15 protein-coding genes and 1 pseudogene are annotated in these 15,932 nt (G+C 72.0%); 7 read left to right on the top strand and 9 right to left on the bottom strand.

Annotated elements, in window-relative coordinates; all coding sequences use genetic code 11:
- Nucleotides 1-18 precede the first annotated feature (18 nt).
- Together L3078_RS13600 and L3078_RS13605 are read right to left on the bottom strand one after the other, a co-directional pair.
- Nucleotides 19-843: a helix-turn-helix domain-containing protein gene (locus L3078_RS13600; RefSeq protein WP_239753826.1), complete on the bottom strand. Its 825-nt coding sequence runs from the start codon at nucleotides 841-843 to the stop codon at nucleotides 19-21.
- 85 nt (nucleotides 844-928) lie between these two features.
- Nucleotides 929-1,498, bottom strand: a complete 570-nt coding sequence (locus L3078_RS13605; RefSeq protein WP_239760303.1) for a Uma2 family endonuclease — start codon at nucleotides 1,496-1,498, stop codon at nucleotides 929-931.
- A 185-nt stretch (nucleotides 1,499-1,683) separates the two neighbouring features.
- Between L3078_RS13605 and L3078_RS13610 the strand changes: the two genes are divergently transcribed.
- The 4 genes from L3078_RS13610 to eda all read left to right on the top strand — a co-directional run bounded on the left by L3078_RS13610 (nucleotide 1,684) and on the right by eda (nucleotide 4,797).
- A complete protein-coding gene (locus tag L3078_RS13610; protein ID WP_239753827.1) occupies nucleotides 1,684-2,469 on the top strand; it encodes a MerR family transcriptional regulator in 786 nt (261 codons plus the stop codon).
- 2 nt (nucleotides 2,470-2,471) lie between these two features.
- Nucleotides 2,472-3,131, top strand: coding sequence for a hypothetical protein (locus L3078_RS13615; RefSeq protein ID WP_239753828.1), 660 nt, complete (start codon nucleotides 2,472-2,474; stop codon nucleotides 3,129-3,131).
- A 143-nt stretch (nucleotides 3,132-3,274) separates the two neighbouring features.
- Nucleotides 3,275-4,057, top strand: a complete 783-nt coding sequence (yaaA, locus tag L3078_RS13620) for a peroxide stress protein YaaA (protein ID WP_239753829.1) — start codon at nucleotides 3,275-3,277, stop codon at nucleotides 4,055-4,057.
- A gap of 71 nt (nucleotides 4,058-4,128) precedes the next feature.
- Complete coding sequence (eda, locus tag L3078_RS13625) at nucleotides 4,129-4,797, top strand: bifunctional 4-hydroxy-2-oxoglutarate aldolase/2-dehydro-3-deoxy-phosphogluconate aldolase (protein ID WP_239753830.1); 669 nt, start codon at nucleotides 4,129-4,131, stop codon at nucleotides 4,795-4,797.
- Here the strand turns inward: eda and L3078_RS13630 are convergent.
- From L3078_RS13630 to L3078_RS13640, 3 genes are read right to left on the bottom strand one after another with little or no spacing between them, the layout of a single operon-like run.
- Nucleotides 4,783-6,192: a bifunctional RNase H/acid phosphatase gene (locus L3078_RS13630; RefSeq protein WP_239753831.1), complete on the bottom strand. Its 1,410-nt coding sequence runs from the start codon at nucleotides 6,190-6,192 to the stop codon at nucleotides 4,783-4,785. The genes eda and L3078_RS13630 overlap by 15 nt on opposite strands.
- A gap of 21 nt (nucleotides 6,193-6,213) precedes the next feature.
- On the bottom strand, nucleotides 6,214-6,957 hold the full coding sequence (locus L3078_RS13635) for a zinc ribbon domain-containing protein (RefSeq protein WP_239760304.1): 744 nt from the start codon (nucleotides 6,955-6,957) through the stop codon (nucleotides 6,214-6,216).
- Nucleotides 6,954-7,829: a Nif3-like dinuclear metal center hexameric protein gene (locus L3078_RS13640; protein WP_239753832.1), complete on the bottom strand. Its 876-nt coding sequence runs from the start codon at nucleotides 7,827-7,829 to the stop codon at nucleotides 6,954-6,956. The genes L3078_RS13635 and L3078_RS13640 overlap by 4 nt, the downstream gene beginning before the upstream one ends.
- Before the next feature lie 194 nt (nucleotides 7,830-8,023).
- Here L3078_RS13640 and L3078_RS13645 point away from each other — a divergent pair, with 194 nt between their 5' ends.
- Together L3078_RS13645 and L3078_RS13650 are read left to right on the top strand one after the other, a co-directional pair.
- On the top strand, nucleotides 8,024-9,505 hold the full coding sequence (locus L3078_RS13645) for a hypothetical protein (protein WP_239753833.1): 1,482 nt from the start codon (nucleotides 8,024-8,026) through the stop codon (nucleotides 9,503-9,505).
- A 140-nt stretch (nucleotides 9,506-9,645) separates the two neighbouring features.
- Nucleotides 9,646-9,801 (top strand): hypothetical protein, encoded by a 156-nt coding sequence (locus L3078_RS13650; RefSeq protein WP_239760755.1) that lies wholly within the window; start codon nucleotides 9,646-9,648, stop codon nucleotides 9,799-9,801.
- 87 nt (nucleotides 9,802-9,888) lie between these two features.
- On the opposite strand, the gene L3078_RS13655 is transcribed toward L3078_RS13650, so the two are convergent.
- The 3 genes from L3078_RS13655 to L3078_RS13665 all read right to left on the bottom strand — a co-directional run bounded on the left by L3078_RS13655 (nucleotide 9,889) and on the right by L3078_RS13665 (nucleotide 13,005).
- The gene (locus L3078_RS13655; protein ID WP_239753835.1) at nucleotides 9,889-10,881 is read right to left on the bottom strand and encodes a 3-oxoacyl-ACP reductase; all 993 of its coding nucleotides are present in this window, start codon (nucleotides 10,879-10,881) and stop codon (nucleotides 9,889-9,891) included.
- A 132-nt stretch (nucleotides 10,882-11,013) separates the two neighbouring features.
- On the bottom strand, nucleotides 11,014-12,090 hold the full coding sequence (locus L3078_RS13660) for a Zn-dependent alcohol dehydrogenase (protein ID WP_239753836.1): 1,077 nt from the start codon (nucleotides 12,088-12,090) through the stop codon (nucleotides 11,014-11,016).
- A 54-nt stretch (nucleotides 12,091-12,144) separates the two neighbouring features.
- A complete protein-coding gene (locus L3078_RS13665; protein WP_239753837.1) occupies nucleotides 12,145-13,005 on the bottom strand; it encodes a MaoC/PaaZ C-terminal domain-containing protein in 861 nt (286 codons plus the stop codon).
- Nucleotides 13,006-13,549: 544 nt separating this feature from the next.
- On the opposite strand from L3078_RS13665, the pseudogene L3078_RS13670 reads away from it, so the two are divergent.
- Nucleotides 13,550-15,181 (top strand): annotated as a pseudogene (locus L3078_RS13670) (nuclease/transposase family protein).
- Nucleotides 15,182-15,331: 150 nt separating this feature from the next.
- On the opposite strand, the gene L3078_RS13675 reads toward L3078_RS13670, so the two are convergent.
- Complete coding sequence (locus L3078_RS13675) at nucleotides 15,332-15,877, bottom strand: SigE family RNA polymerase sigma factor (protein ID WP_239753839.1); 546 nt, start codon at nucleotides 15,875-15,877, stop codon at nucleotides 15,332-15,334.
- Nucleotides 15,878-15,932 lie beyond the last annotated feature (55 nt).

Here is a 15,932-nt window from a genome sequence, read left to right on the forward strand (position 1 = left end):
GGGTGAGTGTCGGATGGATCAGCGGCGTGGGTCTTGAACGCTGTTGCGGTACGCCGCCGGAGTCACCCCCAGCACCTTCCTGAACCAGCGCGTCATGTGCGCCTGGTCCGCGAAGCCCACCTGGCCCGCCACGTCCGCCGGGCGGGCGCCCGCCTCCAGCAAGCCCCGGGCCCGGCTCACCCGGTGCTGGGCCAGCCATGCGTACGGGGGCATGCCCATCGTCGTACGGAAGGCTCGCAGGAGCTGGTAGCGGGAGAGGCCCAGGTCCGTGGCCAGGTCAGCGAGGGAGGGTGGGGAGAGGAGTTCGTCCGCCAGGCGGTCGCGTACGGCGAGGGCGATCGAGTCGGCGCCGGGGATTCTGTCGGAGGTGAGGAACGAGGTCGAGTGCCGGCGGGCCAGGGCCGTGAGCAGCCAGGGGAGGCGGGACTCGGATTCCAGCGGGTCGGGGCAGGTGCTCAGGTCGGTGTGGGCGGTGCGCAGGGCGGCGGCGAGTTCGGGGTCGTGGACGACGGGGTCGCGGAAGTGCGGGGTGCCGCCGAGGATGCCGTCGGTGAGGAGGGCGGGGGCCGGGTAGAGGGCGCGGTAGGCGTAAGAGCCGAAGGCCGACTCGCCGGTGTGGACCTCGCCGGGCGCCAGGACGACGATCGAGCCCTCCCCCACGGTGAGGGCGCCGCCCCGGTAGTCGATGCACGAGGCGCCCTGGACACAGATGCCGATGCTGAATTCCTCGTGGGTGTGCGGGGCGTAGCGGTGGCGGTCGAAGCGCGCGGTGAGGAGGTCCAGGGGGTGGTCTGGGCGGCCGAGGGTGGTGCGGGTCCAGCGGGTCTCGCCGTGTGTGCTCACCGCTGCCGCCCCCCGCTCCGCTTCGCCCCTGCACCACTTCGCCCTCGTCGGTCTTCAGGCTACGCCCGGCCGGGGCGGGATCGGGTCAGAGAAAGTCGGAGGTCTCCAGGTCGAAGGCGAAGGGTTCGGGGAGGGAGAGCGGTTTGCCGAAGGGGACGGTGCGGCGTTCGCGGTAGTCGTCGTCTCGGGGGTCGCTGAGGAGTGTCGCCTCGGAAGAGTCCCGGTCGATGAGCAGGTAGAGGGGGACACCACCGCGGGCATAGCAGCGGCGTTTCACCTCACGGTCGGCCTTCGGCCTGGTGGAGGTCACCTCCAGCACCATGGAGACACCCTGGCAGGGCATCCAGGGGTCCGCGCCACGGTAGAGCCGCAGGGAGCGGGGCGCGAACGTACCGTCCGGGATCACGTGATCCTTCGGACAGCCTTCGGCCCTCCCCAGTTTCAGGCCTTTGTTCCCGGAGAACTGCATGTCTGTCCGGGACCGCCTGTACACCTGCTGCACGATCAGCTCGATGTAGTCCTCGTGGTCCCCGTCCGGCGGCGGTGTCACAACGATCTCCCCCTCGATCAGCTCCGCCCGGAATCCCTCCGGGGTGTCCAGGGCGAGAAAGCCCTCCAGCAGGACGTCTTCCTGCGAGAGCGGCTCGTGGGCCATGGCAGTCATGTCACGCCCCTCCTTCTTCGGTCGCTCGCCAGACTGGGACATCGGCTGATCACCTGACCCTGAGATCGGGAACCGTTCCCTCGATCGTGGCACATGACCCCGGTCACCGTCAGTCGCGGCTCGTCACCGGATCCGTCGCTTGACCTTGCCGCAGCGTCAACGTTTCTACTGGGCGTATGCGGATCGGAGAACTCGCCGCGGCGGTCGGGGTCACCCCGCGTGCCGTGCGGCACTACCACCATCTCGGGCTGTTGCCGGAGCCGGAGCGGCGGGCCAACGGGTATCGGGACTACACGTTGCGGCACATGGTCGTGCTCGCGCGGATCCGGCGGCTGACGGAACTGGGGCTCGGGCTGGCCGAGGTGCGGGACGTGCTCGCGGACGACGCCGGGCGTGAACTCGTCGAGGTGCTGGGCGAGTTGGACGAGGATCTGGCACGGCAGGAGGACGAGATCCGGGAGCGGCGGGGGCGGTTGCGTGTCCTGATGGAGGAGGCGCGTGCCGGGCGGCTGCCGGCCGAGGGGCCCGTCTCACCCGAACTCGCCGCCCTCTTCGGCAAGTTCGGGCCCGCGCCGCACTCTCCGATGGCCGCCAAGGACCGTGAGGTGTTCGCCCTCCTGGAGACCACCGCAACGCCCGAGGCGCGGGCGGAGATGCTCGCGGGACTGGAGAACATGATGTCGGTCCCGGGTGCGGTGGAGCGGGCGCACGAGGCGTACGCGCTGCTCGACGCCCTCGCCGACGCCGCGCCCGACGATCCCCGGGTGGCCGAGGCCGCCCGCGTACTGGCCGACCTCATCCCGCCGGAGATGGTCCCGCACGGCACCGGCATCGACCTCGACGACAGCGGGGGCGACGGCGGCACCGGCAGCTTCCTGCGCGCCTTCTACGCCGACTTCGCACCGGCCCAGGCGGAGGCCATCCGCCGCACGCTCCGGATACTGCGGGAGGACCGTCCGTGAGGATGATCGGGATCATCAGGAGGAACACCGGCTACAGAGTCGCCCGCTCCCTCGTACGTCATGAACTCCTGCTGCTGGCAAGCCTGTTGCGCTGGGTGGCGCGGCGGCCGCACGGGGTCGGGGAGGAGGGCGCGCGGGCGTACGGGTACGCGCGGGGGCAGGGCGCCATGATGTTCGGGTTCGGCTTCGTGTGCGTCGTCGAGACCGTGACCATGTCCGTCCTGCTGCGCGACTTTCCGCTCGTGCACTCGGCCTTCCTCGTCCTCGACCTCTATACGGTCCTCATCGTCGCCGGCCTCCACGCCGCCTCCGTGACCCGGCCCCACGTCCTCACCGGGACCACCCTGCGGCTGCGGCGCTTCGCGACCGTGGATCTGCGTGTCCCGCTGAGCGCCGTCGCCTCCGTCCGCCGTGAGCTGCGGACGACGCACGAGAAGCGGGACGGCGAGCTCGCCATGGAGGTCGGGTCGCAGACCACCGTCACCCTGGAACTGGCCGAGCCCGCCGCCTACTTGACCTTCTTCGGCCGCCGCAGGGAAGTGCGCCTGGTGCGTTTCCACGCCGACGAGGCGGATCAATTCGTCCGCACCATCAGGGAGCTCATGAGCGAGGGCACGCCGGCACGAAGCGCGCCTTCGCCATTCCCGGCTCGGCCTGCGTGAGCCGCACTCGCAGCCGCTCCCCCAGCGGCGGCGTCCCGGGAGCGGGTGGCCGGGATGTCATCGGTCGGTCCTCCGCCCCGTACGCTGGCGCGGAGCCCCGATAAGCCCCAGAATCCCGAGAACCTCAAGAACAAGGAGCACCCGTGCTCGTCCTGCTGCCCCCGTCCGAAGGCAAGGCACCCTCCTCGGGTGGCGCTCCCCTGAAGCTGGAGGGGTTGTCGCTGCCGGCGCTCACCGAGGCGCGGGAGGCGGTCATCGGTGAGCTGGTGGAGTTGTGCGCCGGCGACGAGGACAAGGCACGTGAGGTGCTCGGGCTGAGCGAGGGGCTGCGCGGGGAGATCGCCAAGAACGCGGAGCTGCTGACGGCGGGCACGCGGCCGGCCGGGCAGGTCTACACAGGTGTGCTGTACGACGCCCTCGACCTGGCCACCCTGGAGACCGCCGCGAAGCAGCGGGCGGCGCGTTCGCTGCTGGTCTTCTCGGGGCTGTGGGGCGCGGTCCGGGTGACGGACCGGATCCCCTCCTACCGTTGCTCGATGGGCGTGAAGCTGCCCGGCCTCGGCGCACTCGGCACGCACTGGCGTACGCCGATGGCGACGGCCCTGCCCGAGGCCGCCGGGGACGGGCTCGTCCTCGACCTGCGGTCCTCCGCGTACACGGCCGCCTGGAAGCCGAAGGGCGAGGTCGCCGGGCGGACCGCGACCGTACGGGTGCTGCACGCGCCCACGCGGAAGGTGGTCAGCCACTTCAACAAGGCCACCAAGGGCCGCATCGTGCGGAGCCTGCTGTCCGCCGGGATCGCCCCCAAGGGCCCGGCGGAGCTGGTGGAGGCGTTGCGGGACCTCGGGTACGTGGTGGAGGTGGAGCCTCCGGCGGGAGCCGGGCGGGCGTGGACTCTGGATGTGCTGGTGGACGAGGTCCACTGACACCTTCCGTCGCATTGCAGCATGTGCAACATTCGTTGTGCATGCTGTTACCCCCGGGGCAGGATGACGGCATGTCGCCCTCGCCTCCTCCGCCCTGGTCCTCACACGTCTCCGTTCTCGACCTGGCGCCCGTCCTGCCCGTGGTCGTCGTCGACGACCCCGCCGACGCCGTGCCGCTCGCGCGGGCGCTCGTCGCTGGTGGGTTGCCCGCGATCGAGGTGACCCTGCGGACGCCGGGCGCGCTGGACGCCGTACGGGCCATCTCGGCGGAGGTGCCGGGCGCGGTGGTCGGCGTGGGTACCGTCATCACGCCCACGCAGGTGACCGACTCCGTCGCGGCGGGCGGGCGCTTCCTGGTCAGCCCGGGGTGGACGGACCTGCTGCTGCGGGCGATGCGGGTGTCCGGGGTGCCGTTCCTGCCGGGGGTCTCGACCGCGTCGGAGGTCGTGGCGCTCCTGGAGCGCGGGGTGCGGGAGATGAAGTTCTTCCCGGCCGGCGCGGCGGGCGGTACGGCGTATTTGAAGTCGCTCGCCGGGCCGCTGCCGCAGGCGCGGTTCTGTCCGACCGGTGGGGTCGGGCCGCTCAACGCGCCGGAGTACCTCGCCCTCCCCAATGTCGGCTGCGTGGGCGGCACGTGGATGCTGCCGCCCGACGCCGTGGCCGCGCGGGACTGGGCGCGGATCGAGGGGCTGGCGCGGGAGGCGGCGGGGCTGCGTGACCGTGCTTCAGCGCAGGTGTGACGTGTCGTTGAGGAGGCGGAGGGTGGCGTTGCCGTCGGCGTAGTACGCGAGGGCGGACAGAGAGGCCGCCGAGAGTTCCATGCGGAACAGGGACTCCGGGGGCGCGCCGAGGGCCAGGCGTACGAGGGTCTTGATCGGGGTGACATGCGTGACGAGCAGGACCGTGCGGCCCCGGTGCGCCGCGACCAGGTCGTCCCTGGTGGCGGCGACGCGCTCAGCGACGGCCGCGAAGCTCTCGCCGCCGCCGGTGGGTTCGGCGTCCGGGGAGGCCAGCCAGGCGTTCATGTCGTCCGGATAGCGTTCCCGCACCTCGCCGAAGCTCAGGCCCTCCCACGCTCCGAAGTCCGTCTCCCGCAGCCCGTCCTCCACGGCCACCCTCAGGCCCAGTCGGGCCGCGACGATCCCGGCGGTCTCCCGGCAGCGGGCCAGGGGCGACGACACGACCTCCTGGATCGTCCCGCGAGCGGCGAGGGCCGCGGCGACCCGCTCCGCCTGATACCGGCCGACATCGGAGAGGGACGGGTCCGAGCCCCCGCTCCCCGAGAACCGCTTCTGGGGGGTGAGGGGCGTCTCCCCGTGCCGCAGCAGCACGAAGGTGGCGGGTGTCCCGAGATCGGGGGCGACGGAGGCGACGTTCCTGGCGGCGCGGAGGTCGGCGGCGGTCTTGGATTGAGTGTCGGTGGCGGGCCCGGCAACGACAGCGGGTGCGGCCACGTCTTCGGCTTCGGGAGACCCACTGCCGCCGAGGGCCACGGGAGCGCCGGGAACGGATGAAGCCCCGCCGGCCGAGGGGGAAGCACCTGGCGAGGGGACGGTAGTCGAAGCGCTCCGCGCCCCCGCCAGCGCAGCCCTCGCCTTCGCCGCGCCCGCCGCCGCGTCCCCGGGTGGGCCCGACGGTTCAGGCTCGGCAGATGCGACCGGCGCGGCGGACCGGGTCGCGCGGGTGTCCAGGTCCGCCGTGGACGTGGTGGGCGACCACTGTGCGCCCCGCTTGCCCGCGTCCATCGCCTCGTTGGCGAGGCGGTCGGCGTGTTTGTTCTGGTCGCGGGGCATCCACTCGTACGTCACGCGACCGGGCGGGAGGACCCGCGCGGCCTCGGCGGCCAGGGGCTTCATGTCGGGGTGCTTGATCTTCCAGCGGCCCGACATCTGCTCGACGACGAGCTTGGAGTCCATCCGGACCCGGACGGAGGCCTCCGGGTCCAGCTCCCGCGCCGCCTTGAGGCCCGCGATGAGGCCCCGGTACTCGGCGACGTTGTTCGTGGCGACCCCGATGTACTCGGCGGCCTCCACCAACGTCTCACCCGTCACCGCGTCGAGGACGACGGAACCGTAGCCCGCGGGCCCCGGGTTCCCCCGGGAACCCCCGTCGGCCTCGACGATGAACTCCCGCACGCCGAAAGCCCCTTGCCGCCTCTAGAGGCCCGACTCGGATGTACGCACCAGGATGCGGCCACAGTTCTCGCAGCGGACGACCGTGTCGGCGGCGGCCTTGCGGACGTCGTTGAAGTCGGTGATCGACAGCTCCTGGCGGCAGCCCTGGCAGGTGCGCTGGTACAGCTTGGCCGCGCCGATGCCGCCCTGCTGGTCGCGCAGCTTGTCGTAGAGCTTGAGGAGGTCCGCGGGGACCGACGCCGCGATGACCTCGCGCTCCTTCGTCACCGTCGCCACCTCGCCGTCGATCTCCTCGAACGCGGCGTCCCGGCGGGCGGTCGCGTCGTCGACCTTCCCCTGGACGGCCCCGACCCGCTCGGTCAGCTCGGCGACCCGCTCCTGCACGGACTCCCGGCGCTCCATGACCTCCAGGACGATGTCCTCCAGGTCGCCCTGCCGCTTGGCGAGCGAGGCGATCTCGCGCTGGAGGTTCTCCAGGTCCTTCGGGGACGTGATCGCACCCGAGTCCAGGCGCTGCTGGTCGCGGACGGCGCGCTGGCGCACCTGGTCCACGTCCTGCTCGGCCTTGGTCTGCTCGCGGGCGGTGTCGCTCTCCTCGGTCTGCGCGGCGACGAGCAGGTCGCGCAGCTGGGTGTGGTCCTTCGTCAGCGACTCGATCTCGGCGTGCTCGGGCAGCGACCTGCGCTTGTGCGCGAGCTGCTGGAGACGTACGTCCAGGGCCTGGACGTCGAGGAGTCGGATCTGGTCGGCGGGCGCGGCGTTCAGTTGGGGGCTCCCAGTGATTCGGTGGCGGTGGTGGACGCCGCGTGGGCGGTCCAGGGGTCGGTGACCGTCTTGGAGACGTGGACGCGCAGGTCCCATCGCTCCCGGTCGGAGATCTCGTCGAGCTGGGCGGCCGCCAGCTCGCACCAGGGCCACTCGGTGGCCCAGTGCGCCGCGTCGAGCAGCGCGAGAGGTGTGTGGGTGCCTTCCGTGGTCCGGGCCACGGCCTCGGACGCCGGGTGGTGGCGCAGGTCCGCGGTGAGGAAGGCGTCGACACCGGCCGCGCGTACGTCGTCGAAGAGGCTGTCGCCGGAGCCGCCGCTGACGGCGACCGTGCGGACGAGCGCCTCGGGGTCGCCGGCGACCCGGATGCCCTGCGCGGTGGCGGGCAGCCGCTCGGCCGCCCGCGCGGCCAGCTCCCGCACGGTCAGGGGGTGGTCCAGCTCGCAGACGCGGCCGAGACCGCGCCGCCCGGCGGGGTCGGCGGGGTCCGGTACGAGGGGGCGTACGACCCTGAGGTCCAGCGCGCCGGCGAGGGCGTCGCTGACACCCGGATCGGCGGTGTCGGCGTTGGTGTGGGCGACGTGGAGCGCGATGTCGTGCTTGATGAGGGTGTGCACGACACGGCCCTTGAAGGTGGAGGCCGCGACCGTCGTCGTGCCGCGCAGATAGAGGGGGTGGTGGGTCACCAGCAGGTCGGCGCCCAGCTTCACCGCTTCCTCGACGATCTCCTGGACCGGGTCGACGGCGAACAGGACGCGGCCGACCTCCTGGTCGGGATCGCCGCAGACCGTGCCGACCGCGTCCCACCCCTCGGCCCTCTCGGGCGGCCAGAGGGCGTCGAGCGCGGCGATGACTTCAGACAGACGGGGCACGCACAAAGGCTACCTGCACTCCTCCCGTCCCCGACCGGCCACGGGTCACTTGACCGGACACCCCCCGACCAGCACATCCGTCGCCGTTCCCTCAGGCGAATCGCCGGACGAACACCCTTATGTGTGAAGGGGGTGCGGGTTGTCCCACGTCTGTGCGTACGAAAACTAGCTTCGTCGCCGGAGGTGATCGAACGATGACGGCCTGTACACCCCCCTCCCCCACCACGGGCCACGGGAACGACGCGGGACGGGAGAAGGACGGAACGAACGCCGACCCGCCGAGCGGAGATCGCTGTGAGAGCGGTGCCAGTGGTGCGCGTGGTGCGAGTGGTGAGTACGACGGGTACGACAGCAGAGGCGGCGGGCCGGGCGGAAGCGCCGGAGGCGACGAGCCCCCCGCGCCCGGCTGTGTGATCACCGCCGACGGGGCGTACGCGGCGCGGCTCGCGCTCGACGGCGAGTCCTGGTTCCCCGAGCGCTGGACCCTCGACGGTCACGAGCCGTACGCCGTTCCCCTGCCCGGCAACCAGCCGGAGGAGCCCGGCACCGAAGTGCTCCCCATGACCGACGGCCGGGTCCTCATCCACCGGGTGGCCGGCGACCTACACCTGTTCTCGCTCCTCTATCCCACCGGACCCGGCACCGGCGAACTCCCGCTCGGCGCGGTCGAATGCGCCGACCCGACGACCCGGATGCGGCTGCTGCCGCCCTCGCCGTGCGGGGAGCGGGCGTACGCCCTCGCCCTGAGCCGGACGGCCACGGCGGTGTGGCTGGTGGTAGGCGGAACGTTCGGGCCGGAGCTGGTGGCACAGCTGCCGGGCCGGTGCTCGGGCGGCGTCTGGCTGGACGCGACGGGCCGGCTGCTCGCTCTGGACCAGGAGTCGGGCGGCCGGACGAAGTCGGTGGCCGTCGATCTGGAGCAGGGCGGCGCGGTCTCGCCGCTGTTGCAGATCGCGGACGACAGCAACGACCGGGTGCTGCTCGCCGACCCCGACAGCGGACTGCTCCTGATCCGCTCGGACGCCCCCTCCCCCGGCCACGACCGGCTCGGCTGGGGCGTGTTGGGCAGTACGCTCCCGGTCCGTTTCCCGGAGTGTCTGCGGGTGCCCGAGGGGCATCGCGTCACCCCCTTCGCCATCCAGCCGGGACAGATCCTCACTCCCGAGAGCTGTGCGGTCGCGTTGCGCGTCGACGGACCGCGCGGCAGCTGGGTCGGCGTCTGGCGCCCGGCCGCCCGCCGCGTCCTCCATCTGCCCGCGCCCGACGGCTGGTTGACGGGTGCCGGGCTGTGGAGCCGAGAAGGCGTGCTGCAACTGCCCTACGCCACAGGGGTGGTGCGGTGCGGGGTGGCTCGGGTGGGGGTGCCTTGGGTGGAGGAGCCGGAGGAGGGTCCGGAGGAGTCCCCGTCCCGGGAGGGGGCGGGACCGTCGGGCACCGGGACCTCGGGCGCAGCCCCGTCGGCAGCCGTGCCCGCCGACGCACCTCCGGTCGACACACCACCGGTCGACACACCATCAGTCGATACGCAGTCGGTCAGCGCGCCCCCGGTCGGTGCGGAGCCGATCGGCGCGCCCTCGGTCGGTGCGGAGCCGTCCGTGCCCGTCGTCGCCCGGCCCGTGCCGTTGCAGCAGGCGCCGTTGGAGGGGCGAGTGCCCGAGGAGGTGGCCGTCGGGTGAAGGTGATGTGGGGGGCACGGGCCAGGTGGACGCGGTGTGGGCGACACGCGCTCGGGCGGCTTCGGGGCGAGCGGGGCGGCCCGTTAAAATCACCCGCCGGTAAGAAGATCATTCGACGGGGAACACTTCCAATGAGCGACGTGCACACAATCCAGCCGCCCACTGCCGACCCCCACGAGGCGGAAGGCCACGGCCGGCACCGGGGCCAGATCTCGGCCCACGAAGCCGAGAAGACGAGCCCTCGCGGACGCCACCGCAAGCCGGCCGAACACACGGAGACGACGACGTCCGCCTGAACGGCGACGGACGTCCTCCTGGTCACCTCTGGAGAAACGTCAATTCGACACCGGAACCGACCAGCACCATGGCACCGGCCCCGCCCGTCACGAACGGGCGGGGTCGGCCCCGTTCCCCGGCTCATGTCGCAGCCCCAGTACCTCCGCCGCCGCGAACGTCTCGCCCTCCGGCCGGTCCATGTAGTACGGCGTCAACAGGCCGTCCAGTTCGTCGTACGTGAACGCGTCCTGCTTGGTGTCGAACTTGGCCTGGACGCGCGGGCGTTCGACGATCGCCACCATGCCGCCGTGGACGACGAGGAGTTGGCCGTTGACCTGGGCGGCGGCGGGTGAGGCGAGGTAGCCCACGAGGGGGGCGACGTGCTCGGGGGCGAGAGGGTCGAGGCCGGTGTCGGCGCCGTCGGGCGCGCCCGGAAGACCCGCGAAGACGTCCTCGGTCATCCGGGTGCGGGCGCGCGGGCAGATGACGTTGGCGGTGACGCCGTACTTGGCGAGCGCGAGGGCCGTGGAGGTGGTCAGCCCGACGATCCCGCCCTTCGCGGCGGCGTAGTTGGGCTGGCCCGCCGATCCGGCGAGGAAGGCCTCGGAGGAGGTGTTCACCACCCGCCCGTAGACCCGTCCCCCGCCCTCGCCCGCCTTGGCCCGTGCCCGCCAGTGGGCGGAGGCGAAGCGAGTCGTGTTGAAGTGCCCCTTGAGGTGCACCCGGACGACCGAGTCCCACTCGTCCTCGGACATGGAGAAGACCATCCTGTCGCGCAGGATGCCCGCGTTGTTGACGAGGATGTCGAGCTTGCCGAACCGTTCGACCGCCAACCCGACCAGTTCCCGGGCCTGTTCGTGGTCGGCGACGTCCCCGATGTGCGCCACCGCCTCACCGCCGGCCGCGCGGATCGACTCCGCGACCTCCTCGGCGGGCCCGGTGGACACCTCACCGGAACCGTCCCGCCCCGGTCGGCCGTAGTCGTTGACGACGACGGCCGCGCCCAGGCGGGCCAGTTCCAGCGCCTCGGCCCGGCCGAGGCCACGCCCCGCGCCGGTGACGATCGCGGACAGTCCTTCAAGAGGCAGTGCCAGTGCCACAGCCGGGTCCCTTCCGCCGATGCCGATCCACTCGCGAGCCGGAGTCATGGGTACGGGTCACGGGTCACGCGTCACGTGCCGGACGGCCGACGTGGTCCGCCCGGCTCCGTGACCGTCGCGCTCCGGGAGCCGTCAGATCTCTATGCAGGTGCGGAGCGCCACGCCGGTCCGCATCTGGTCCAGCGCCTCGTTGATGTCGGTGAGGGGCACCCGGTGGGTGATCAGCCCCGCGAGGTCGATACGGCCGGCGCGCCAGAGGGCGATGGCCCGCTCGTAGGAGCGCAGGACGTCTCCGCCTCCGTACATGGAGGGCAGGATGCGCTTCTCGTCGAAGAACAGCTCGAACATGCTGAGTTGGAGGAAGTCGTCCAGCGCGCCCGCGCCGACCACGACGAGGGTGCCGCCACGCCGGGTGGTCTCGTACGCGGTGCGGGCCGTGGTGGAGCGTCCGACGACCTCGAAGACGTAGTCGAACCCCTCGCCGCCGGTGACCGACTGCTTGGCGTCGGCCAGTTCCTCCGGCGAGATCGCCTTGGTGGCGCCGAACTCGAGCGCCGCCTCGCGTCGTGAGACGACCGGGTCGACGGCGACGATCTCGGCGGCGCCCTTGAGCCGGGCCCCCTGGATCGCCGAGATGCCGACACCGCCGCAGCCGATGACCGCGACCGACGAACCGGCCTCCACGTCGGCGGTGTTGAGAGCCGCGCCGAGGCCGGTGGTGACGCCGCAGCCGATGAGGGCGGCGATGTCGAAGGGCACGTCGTCCGGTATCGGCACGGCACAGCCCGCGTCGACGACGACCTCCTCGGCGAACGTACCGGTGCCCGCGAAGCCGAAGACGTCCCCGGCGGGCCGCTTGAAATTGGGCGTGCCAGCGTTCAGGAATCCGGCGAGGCAGAGGTGGGTCTGGCCGCGCTTGCAGGCGGGACAGGTGCCGCAGGCCGGGAGCCAGCACACGAGGACCCGGTCGCCGGGCTTCAAGTGGCCGACGCCTTCCCCGACTTCGACGACCTCACCGGCGCCCTCGTGGCCGGGGACGAACGGTCCCGGCTGCGGCAGCACCCCGGCCATGGCGGAGAGGTCCGAGTGGCACAGCCCGGTGGCCCGCACCCGGATCCTCACCCTGCCCGGCCCGAAGCCCACCGCCTCGACGTCGTCGAGCACGTCCAGCTTGTCCTGGCCGATCTCGTGCAGTACGGCTGCGCGCATGGTGCAGCTCCCCTCGGAAATATCAGAAGTACCTGTGATCCGCTGATTCGCTGCTCATGCGTGGTCGACGAGCGTGTCCGCGAGGACCGGGGCGTCGTCCCGCTCCACGGCCGTCACCGTCACCCGCACCGTCCGGTCGTCCGCCCGCCACATCCGGATGCGGAGCGTCTCGCCCGGGAAGACGACGCCCGCGAAGCGCGTCCCGTACGAGCGGACCCGGCCGACGTCCCCGCCGAGGACCGTGTCCACCACGGCCTTCAACGTCATCCCGTAGGTGCACAGCCCGTGCAGGATCGGCCGGTCGAACCCGGCGCGCCCGGCGAACTCCGGGTCGGCGTGCAGCGGGTTCCAGTCGCCGGAGAGGCGGTAGAGCAGCGCCTGGTCCTCGCGGACGGTCCGCTCCACCTCCTTGTCGGGCGCGGTCGTCGGCGGTTCCTGCCGGGCGGACGGGCCACGCTCCCCGCCCCAGCCGCCCTCTCCCCGTACGAAGATCTGCGCCTCGTTGACCCACAGCGGGCCCTCGGCGTCGGCGACCTCGGTCCGCATCACCAGGACGGCCGCCTTGCCCTTGTCGTACACCGCCGCCACGCGTGAGGTCGCCGTCGCCCGCCCCTCGACCGGGATCGGCCGTCGGAGCTCGACGCGTTGGCCGCCGTGCAGGACCTTGGCGAGGTCGACGTCGACGCCGGGTGCGTTCAGCCCGCCGATCACATCCGGCGAGCCGGCGCCCGCGACGGTCGCGAAGCTCGGCAGGACGTGCAGCCGCGACTCCAGTGTGTAGCGCAGTTCGTCGGGGTCGGTCGCGGGGGTGCCCGCGCCGATACCGAGGTGGTAGAGCAGGACGTCCTTCCGGGTCCACGCGATCTCGGCGGAACGGGGGTCTGCCGCGAGCGCCTTGGCTGCGTCGATGGGCATGGGGCTCCTGGGCGGTCCGGGGCGGGTGACTGGGCTGAGGAACCTCGGTACGACCGTCCGCACCAGCGGCCGCACCGAGGTCGTCACGGCCGACCCGGAACCCGCCCACCTAGAACGCGTTCCAGTCCGGCGACCCTCTGTATAGCCCAGCCTCGTGCACATGTGAAGGCTCCTGACAGTACGTCAGATCCTGACGGTGAGGAGAGAGGGAGGGGTCGGAGCCGGGGCCGCCTCAGGCTCAGCCGGTCACCTTCGCCGACTCGTACTCGGCCCCCTCCGGCGCCAGCGCCATGAACCAGCTCGCCAGGGCGCCCTTCGGGTGGACTAGGCGGGGGTTGGGAACTGCTGGCATTGGACTGCGTTCAAGGGCGTTCTGGTGAGCGGGGGTGAGCGTGGATGGCCTGTGCCGTGCCACGCTCCTTGCTGGTGATGCCGGTTTCCGGCGGGGAACTGACGTTCCCTCATCGAATGCGTGACCTTCATGGGCGGTGCTCGTTCCCCAGGGCGACGGGGTATTCGAGTCGGGCCGGGCGGGGGTGACGGGGTGGGTGAGCTGCGGAGCATCGCGGCGCCGTTCGTGGCGTCCGGCCCGTCCGGTGTGGCCGTCCGGACCCGGCTCAAGCAGCTGACGCCGGGTGATGAGACGGTGTTGCGTCTGGTGGGCGGGCATCTGGGGTCGCTGGCTTCAGGGGATCTCAAGGCGCGCTGCCGGGACGGCCTTGCGCACTCCGCTGAGGCGTGGGCGGTCCGCAAGCGGGAGCTGACACCTGCCTCGTCATCACGCTGGGCGGGCAGTATCACCAAGGCCACGCACGACCAGTGGGCACTGGCCCGCCGCTGCCAGTCGGCGCACATCCAGAACCTGGAAGCCGGCATCCGCACCATCGAGGCTCGGCTGGCACTGCCGGTCGGCCAGAAGGGGACGAAGAAGGCGCCGGGAGGTTACCGGTCACGGCGGGAGTGGCACGCGAAGGCGCGGCGCCTGCGGGTGCTTCAGGACCGGCTGGCCGCCGCGCGCGCCGACCGCGAGGCCGGGATCGTGCACATCGTGCGCGGCGGCAAACACCTGGCCCGCACCCGCCACCACCTCGACGAGGCCCGGCTCACGGAATCCGCGTGGCGTGGGCGGTGGGAGGCGGAGCGCTGGTTCTGCCAGGCCGACGGGGAGTCCGGCAAGCGCCACGGCAACGAGACCATCCGCGTCAGCCCCGACGGCGAGGTGAGCATCAAACTGCCCACGCCGCTCGTGTACCTGGCGAACGCCCCACACGGCCGGTACGTCCTGGCCTGCAAGGTCGCGTTCGCGCACCGGGGCGGTGACTGGGCGGACCGCGTCGCGGCGAACCGGGCGATCGCCTACCGCATCCACCTGGATACGGGCCGGGGCCGCTGGTATCTGACCGCGTCCTGGCAGATTCGGACCACCCCCGCCCTCCCGATCGAGGCGGCCCTCGCCCATGGCGTGATCGGCGTCGACATGAACGCCGACCACCTGGCCGCCTGGCGCCTGGATGTCCACGGCAACCCCACCGGCGCCCCTCGCCGCTTCTTCTACGACCTGACCGGTACCGCCGGACACCGGGACGCGCAGGTCCGCCACGCCCTCACCCGTCTCCTGCACTGGGCCCGCAGCTGTGGTGTGCAGGCGATCGCGGTGGAGGACCTGGACTTCGCTGCGGAGAAGACCCGGGAGAAGCACGGCCGCCGCACACGCTTCCGCAAGCTCATCTCCGGCATGCCCACCGGCAGACTCCGCGCCCGGCTGGCCTCGATGGCCGACCAGACAGGCATCGCGGTCATCGCGGTCGACCCGGCCTACACCAGCCGGTGGGGTGCCCAGCACTGGCAGAAGCCCCTCACCAGCACCACCCGTAAGACGACTCGCCATGAGGCTGCTGCCGTGGCGATCGGAAGGCGCGCCCAGGGACACCCGGTCCGGCGACGGACGGCACCGCCCCCACACGACCGGAGTGATCGTGCGGGGCATCGGACCGTCCAGGCCCGACCAGGTGTTGCCGGGCGTGAGGGACCCCGCCCCCGCATTCCCGGACCACGGACACGATCCGTGCCGCCCGGACGCGGAGCGAACGCGGGCAACCAGAACGCCCAACACCGTCCGGGGCGTTCGACTGAGCATGGGTTCTGGCAACAGGACTCACTCCCGCTCAGTCCCTAGGAACGGTTGCGCAGGTCCGCGTGCCAGCCGTCGCCCCTGTTCCGCCGCACGTCGACCGAGGTGCCGTCGGACCAGGTGACGCGCACTTCCTGGGTGGTGGGGGCGACCTGGTCGATGACCAGGCGCTTCGAGGCGCCGCCTGCGCCCTCGTCACCGGGGGGCAGGACTGCCGCGAACGGGGACGCGAGGGACGCGACGGAGCTTCGCCAGGCCCTTCGACGCGTTGCTCTTCACCGTCCCCACGGAACAACCCATCGCCTCGGCCGTCCGGCTCTCGCTGAGGTCCTCCCAGTAGCGAAGGACGACGGCTTCTCGCTGGCGCGGCGGCAGTTGTGACAGGGCCCTCAGCAGGGCACTGCGGTCGTCGGCCTGGGCGATGCGGTCACCGCTATCGGGGAGCTCGGGCACGAGGTCCGCGTCGCTCCGGGGCGCGAGGAACTCCTTGAGGCGTCTGCGGTGCCTGCGCGCGTGGGCGTTGATCATCACGCGCCGGACGTAGGTGTCCGGGTCGTCCGTCGCACCGACGCGGCGCCAGGCCACGTACACCTGCTCCAGCGTCGTCTGGACCAGGTCCTCCGCGGCGTGCTGCTCTCCCGTGAGCAGGAACGCCGTCCGCATCAGCCGAGGCCAGCGGCCGACGAGGAAGCTCTGGAACCCTTCGTCCCGAGCGTCCCTGGCCTGCTTCCGATCCCCCATGAGCACCTCCTAGATGCTTTTAACAGTCCATGAGGGCACCGATCCGTTGCCTCGA

The organism is Streptomyces deccanensis (genome assembly GCF_022385335.1).
GTDB classification, from domain to species: domain Bacteria; phylum Actinomycetota; class Actinomycetes; order Streptomycetales; family Streptomycetaceae; genus Streptomyces; species Streptomyces deccanensis.

Bases quoted from the DNA above. Each gene is read 5' to 3' on its own strand.
- L3078_RS13665 (WP_239753837.1), bottom strand. From the start codon at position 13,005: ATGCCCATCGACGCAGCCAAGGCGCTCGCGGCAGACCCCCGTTCCGCC.
- L3078_RS13610 (WP_239753827.1), top strand. From the start codon at position 1,684: ATGCGGATCGGAGAACTCGCCGCGGCGGTCGGGGTCACCCCGCGTGCC.
- L3078_RS13615 (WP_239753828.1), top strand. From the start codon at position 2,472: ATGATCGGGATCATCAGGAGGAACACCGGCTACAGAGTCGCCCGCTCC.
- eda (WP_239753830.1), top strand. From the start codon at position 4,129: ATGTCGCCCTCGCCTCCTCCGCCCTGGTCCTCACACGTCTCCGTTCTC.
- L3078_RS13605 (WP_239760303.1), bottom strand. From the start codon at position 1,498: ATGGCCCACGAGCCGCTCTCGCAGGAAGACGTCCTGCTGGAGGGCTTT.
- L3078_RS13675 (WP_239753839.1), bottom strand. From the start codon at position 15,877: ATGGGGGATCGGAAGCAGGCCAGGGACGCTCGGGACGAAGGGTTCCAG.
- L3078_RS13645 (WP_239753833.1), top strand. From the start codon at position 8,024: ATGACGGCCTGTACACCCCCCTCCCCCACCACGGGCCACGGGAACGAC.
- L3078_RS13660 (WP_239753836.1), bottom strand. From the start codon at position 12,090: ATGCGCGCAGCCGTACTGCACGAGATCGGCCAGGACAAGCTGGACGTG.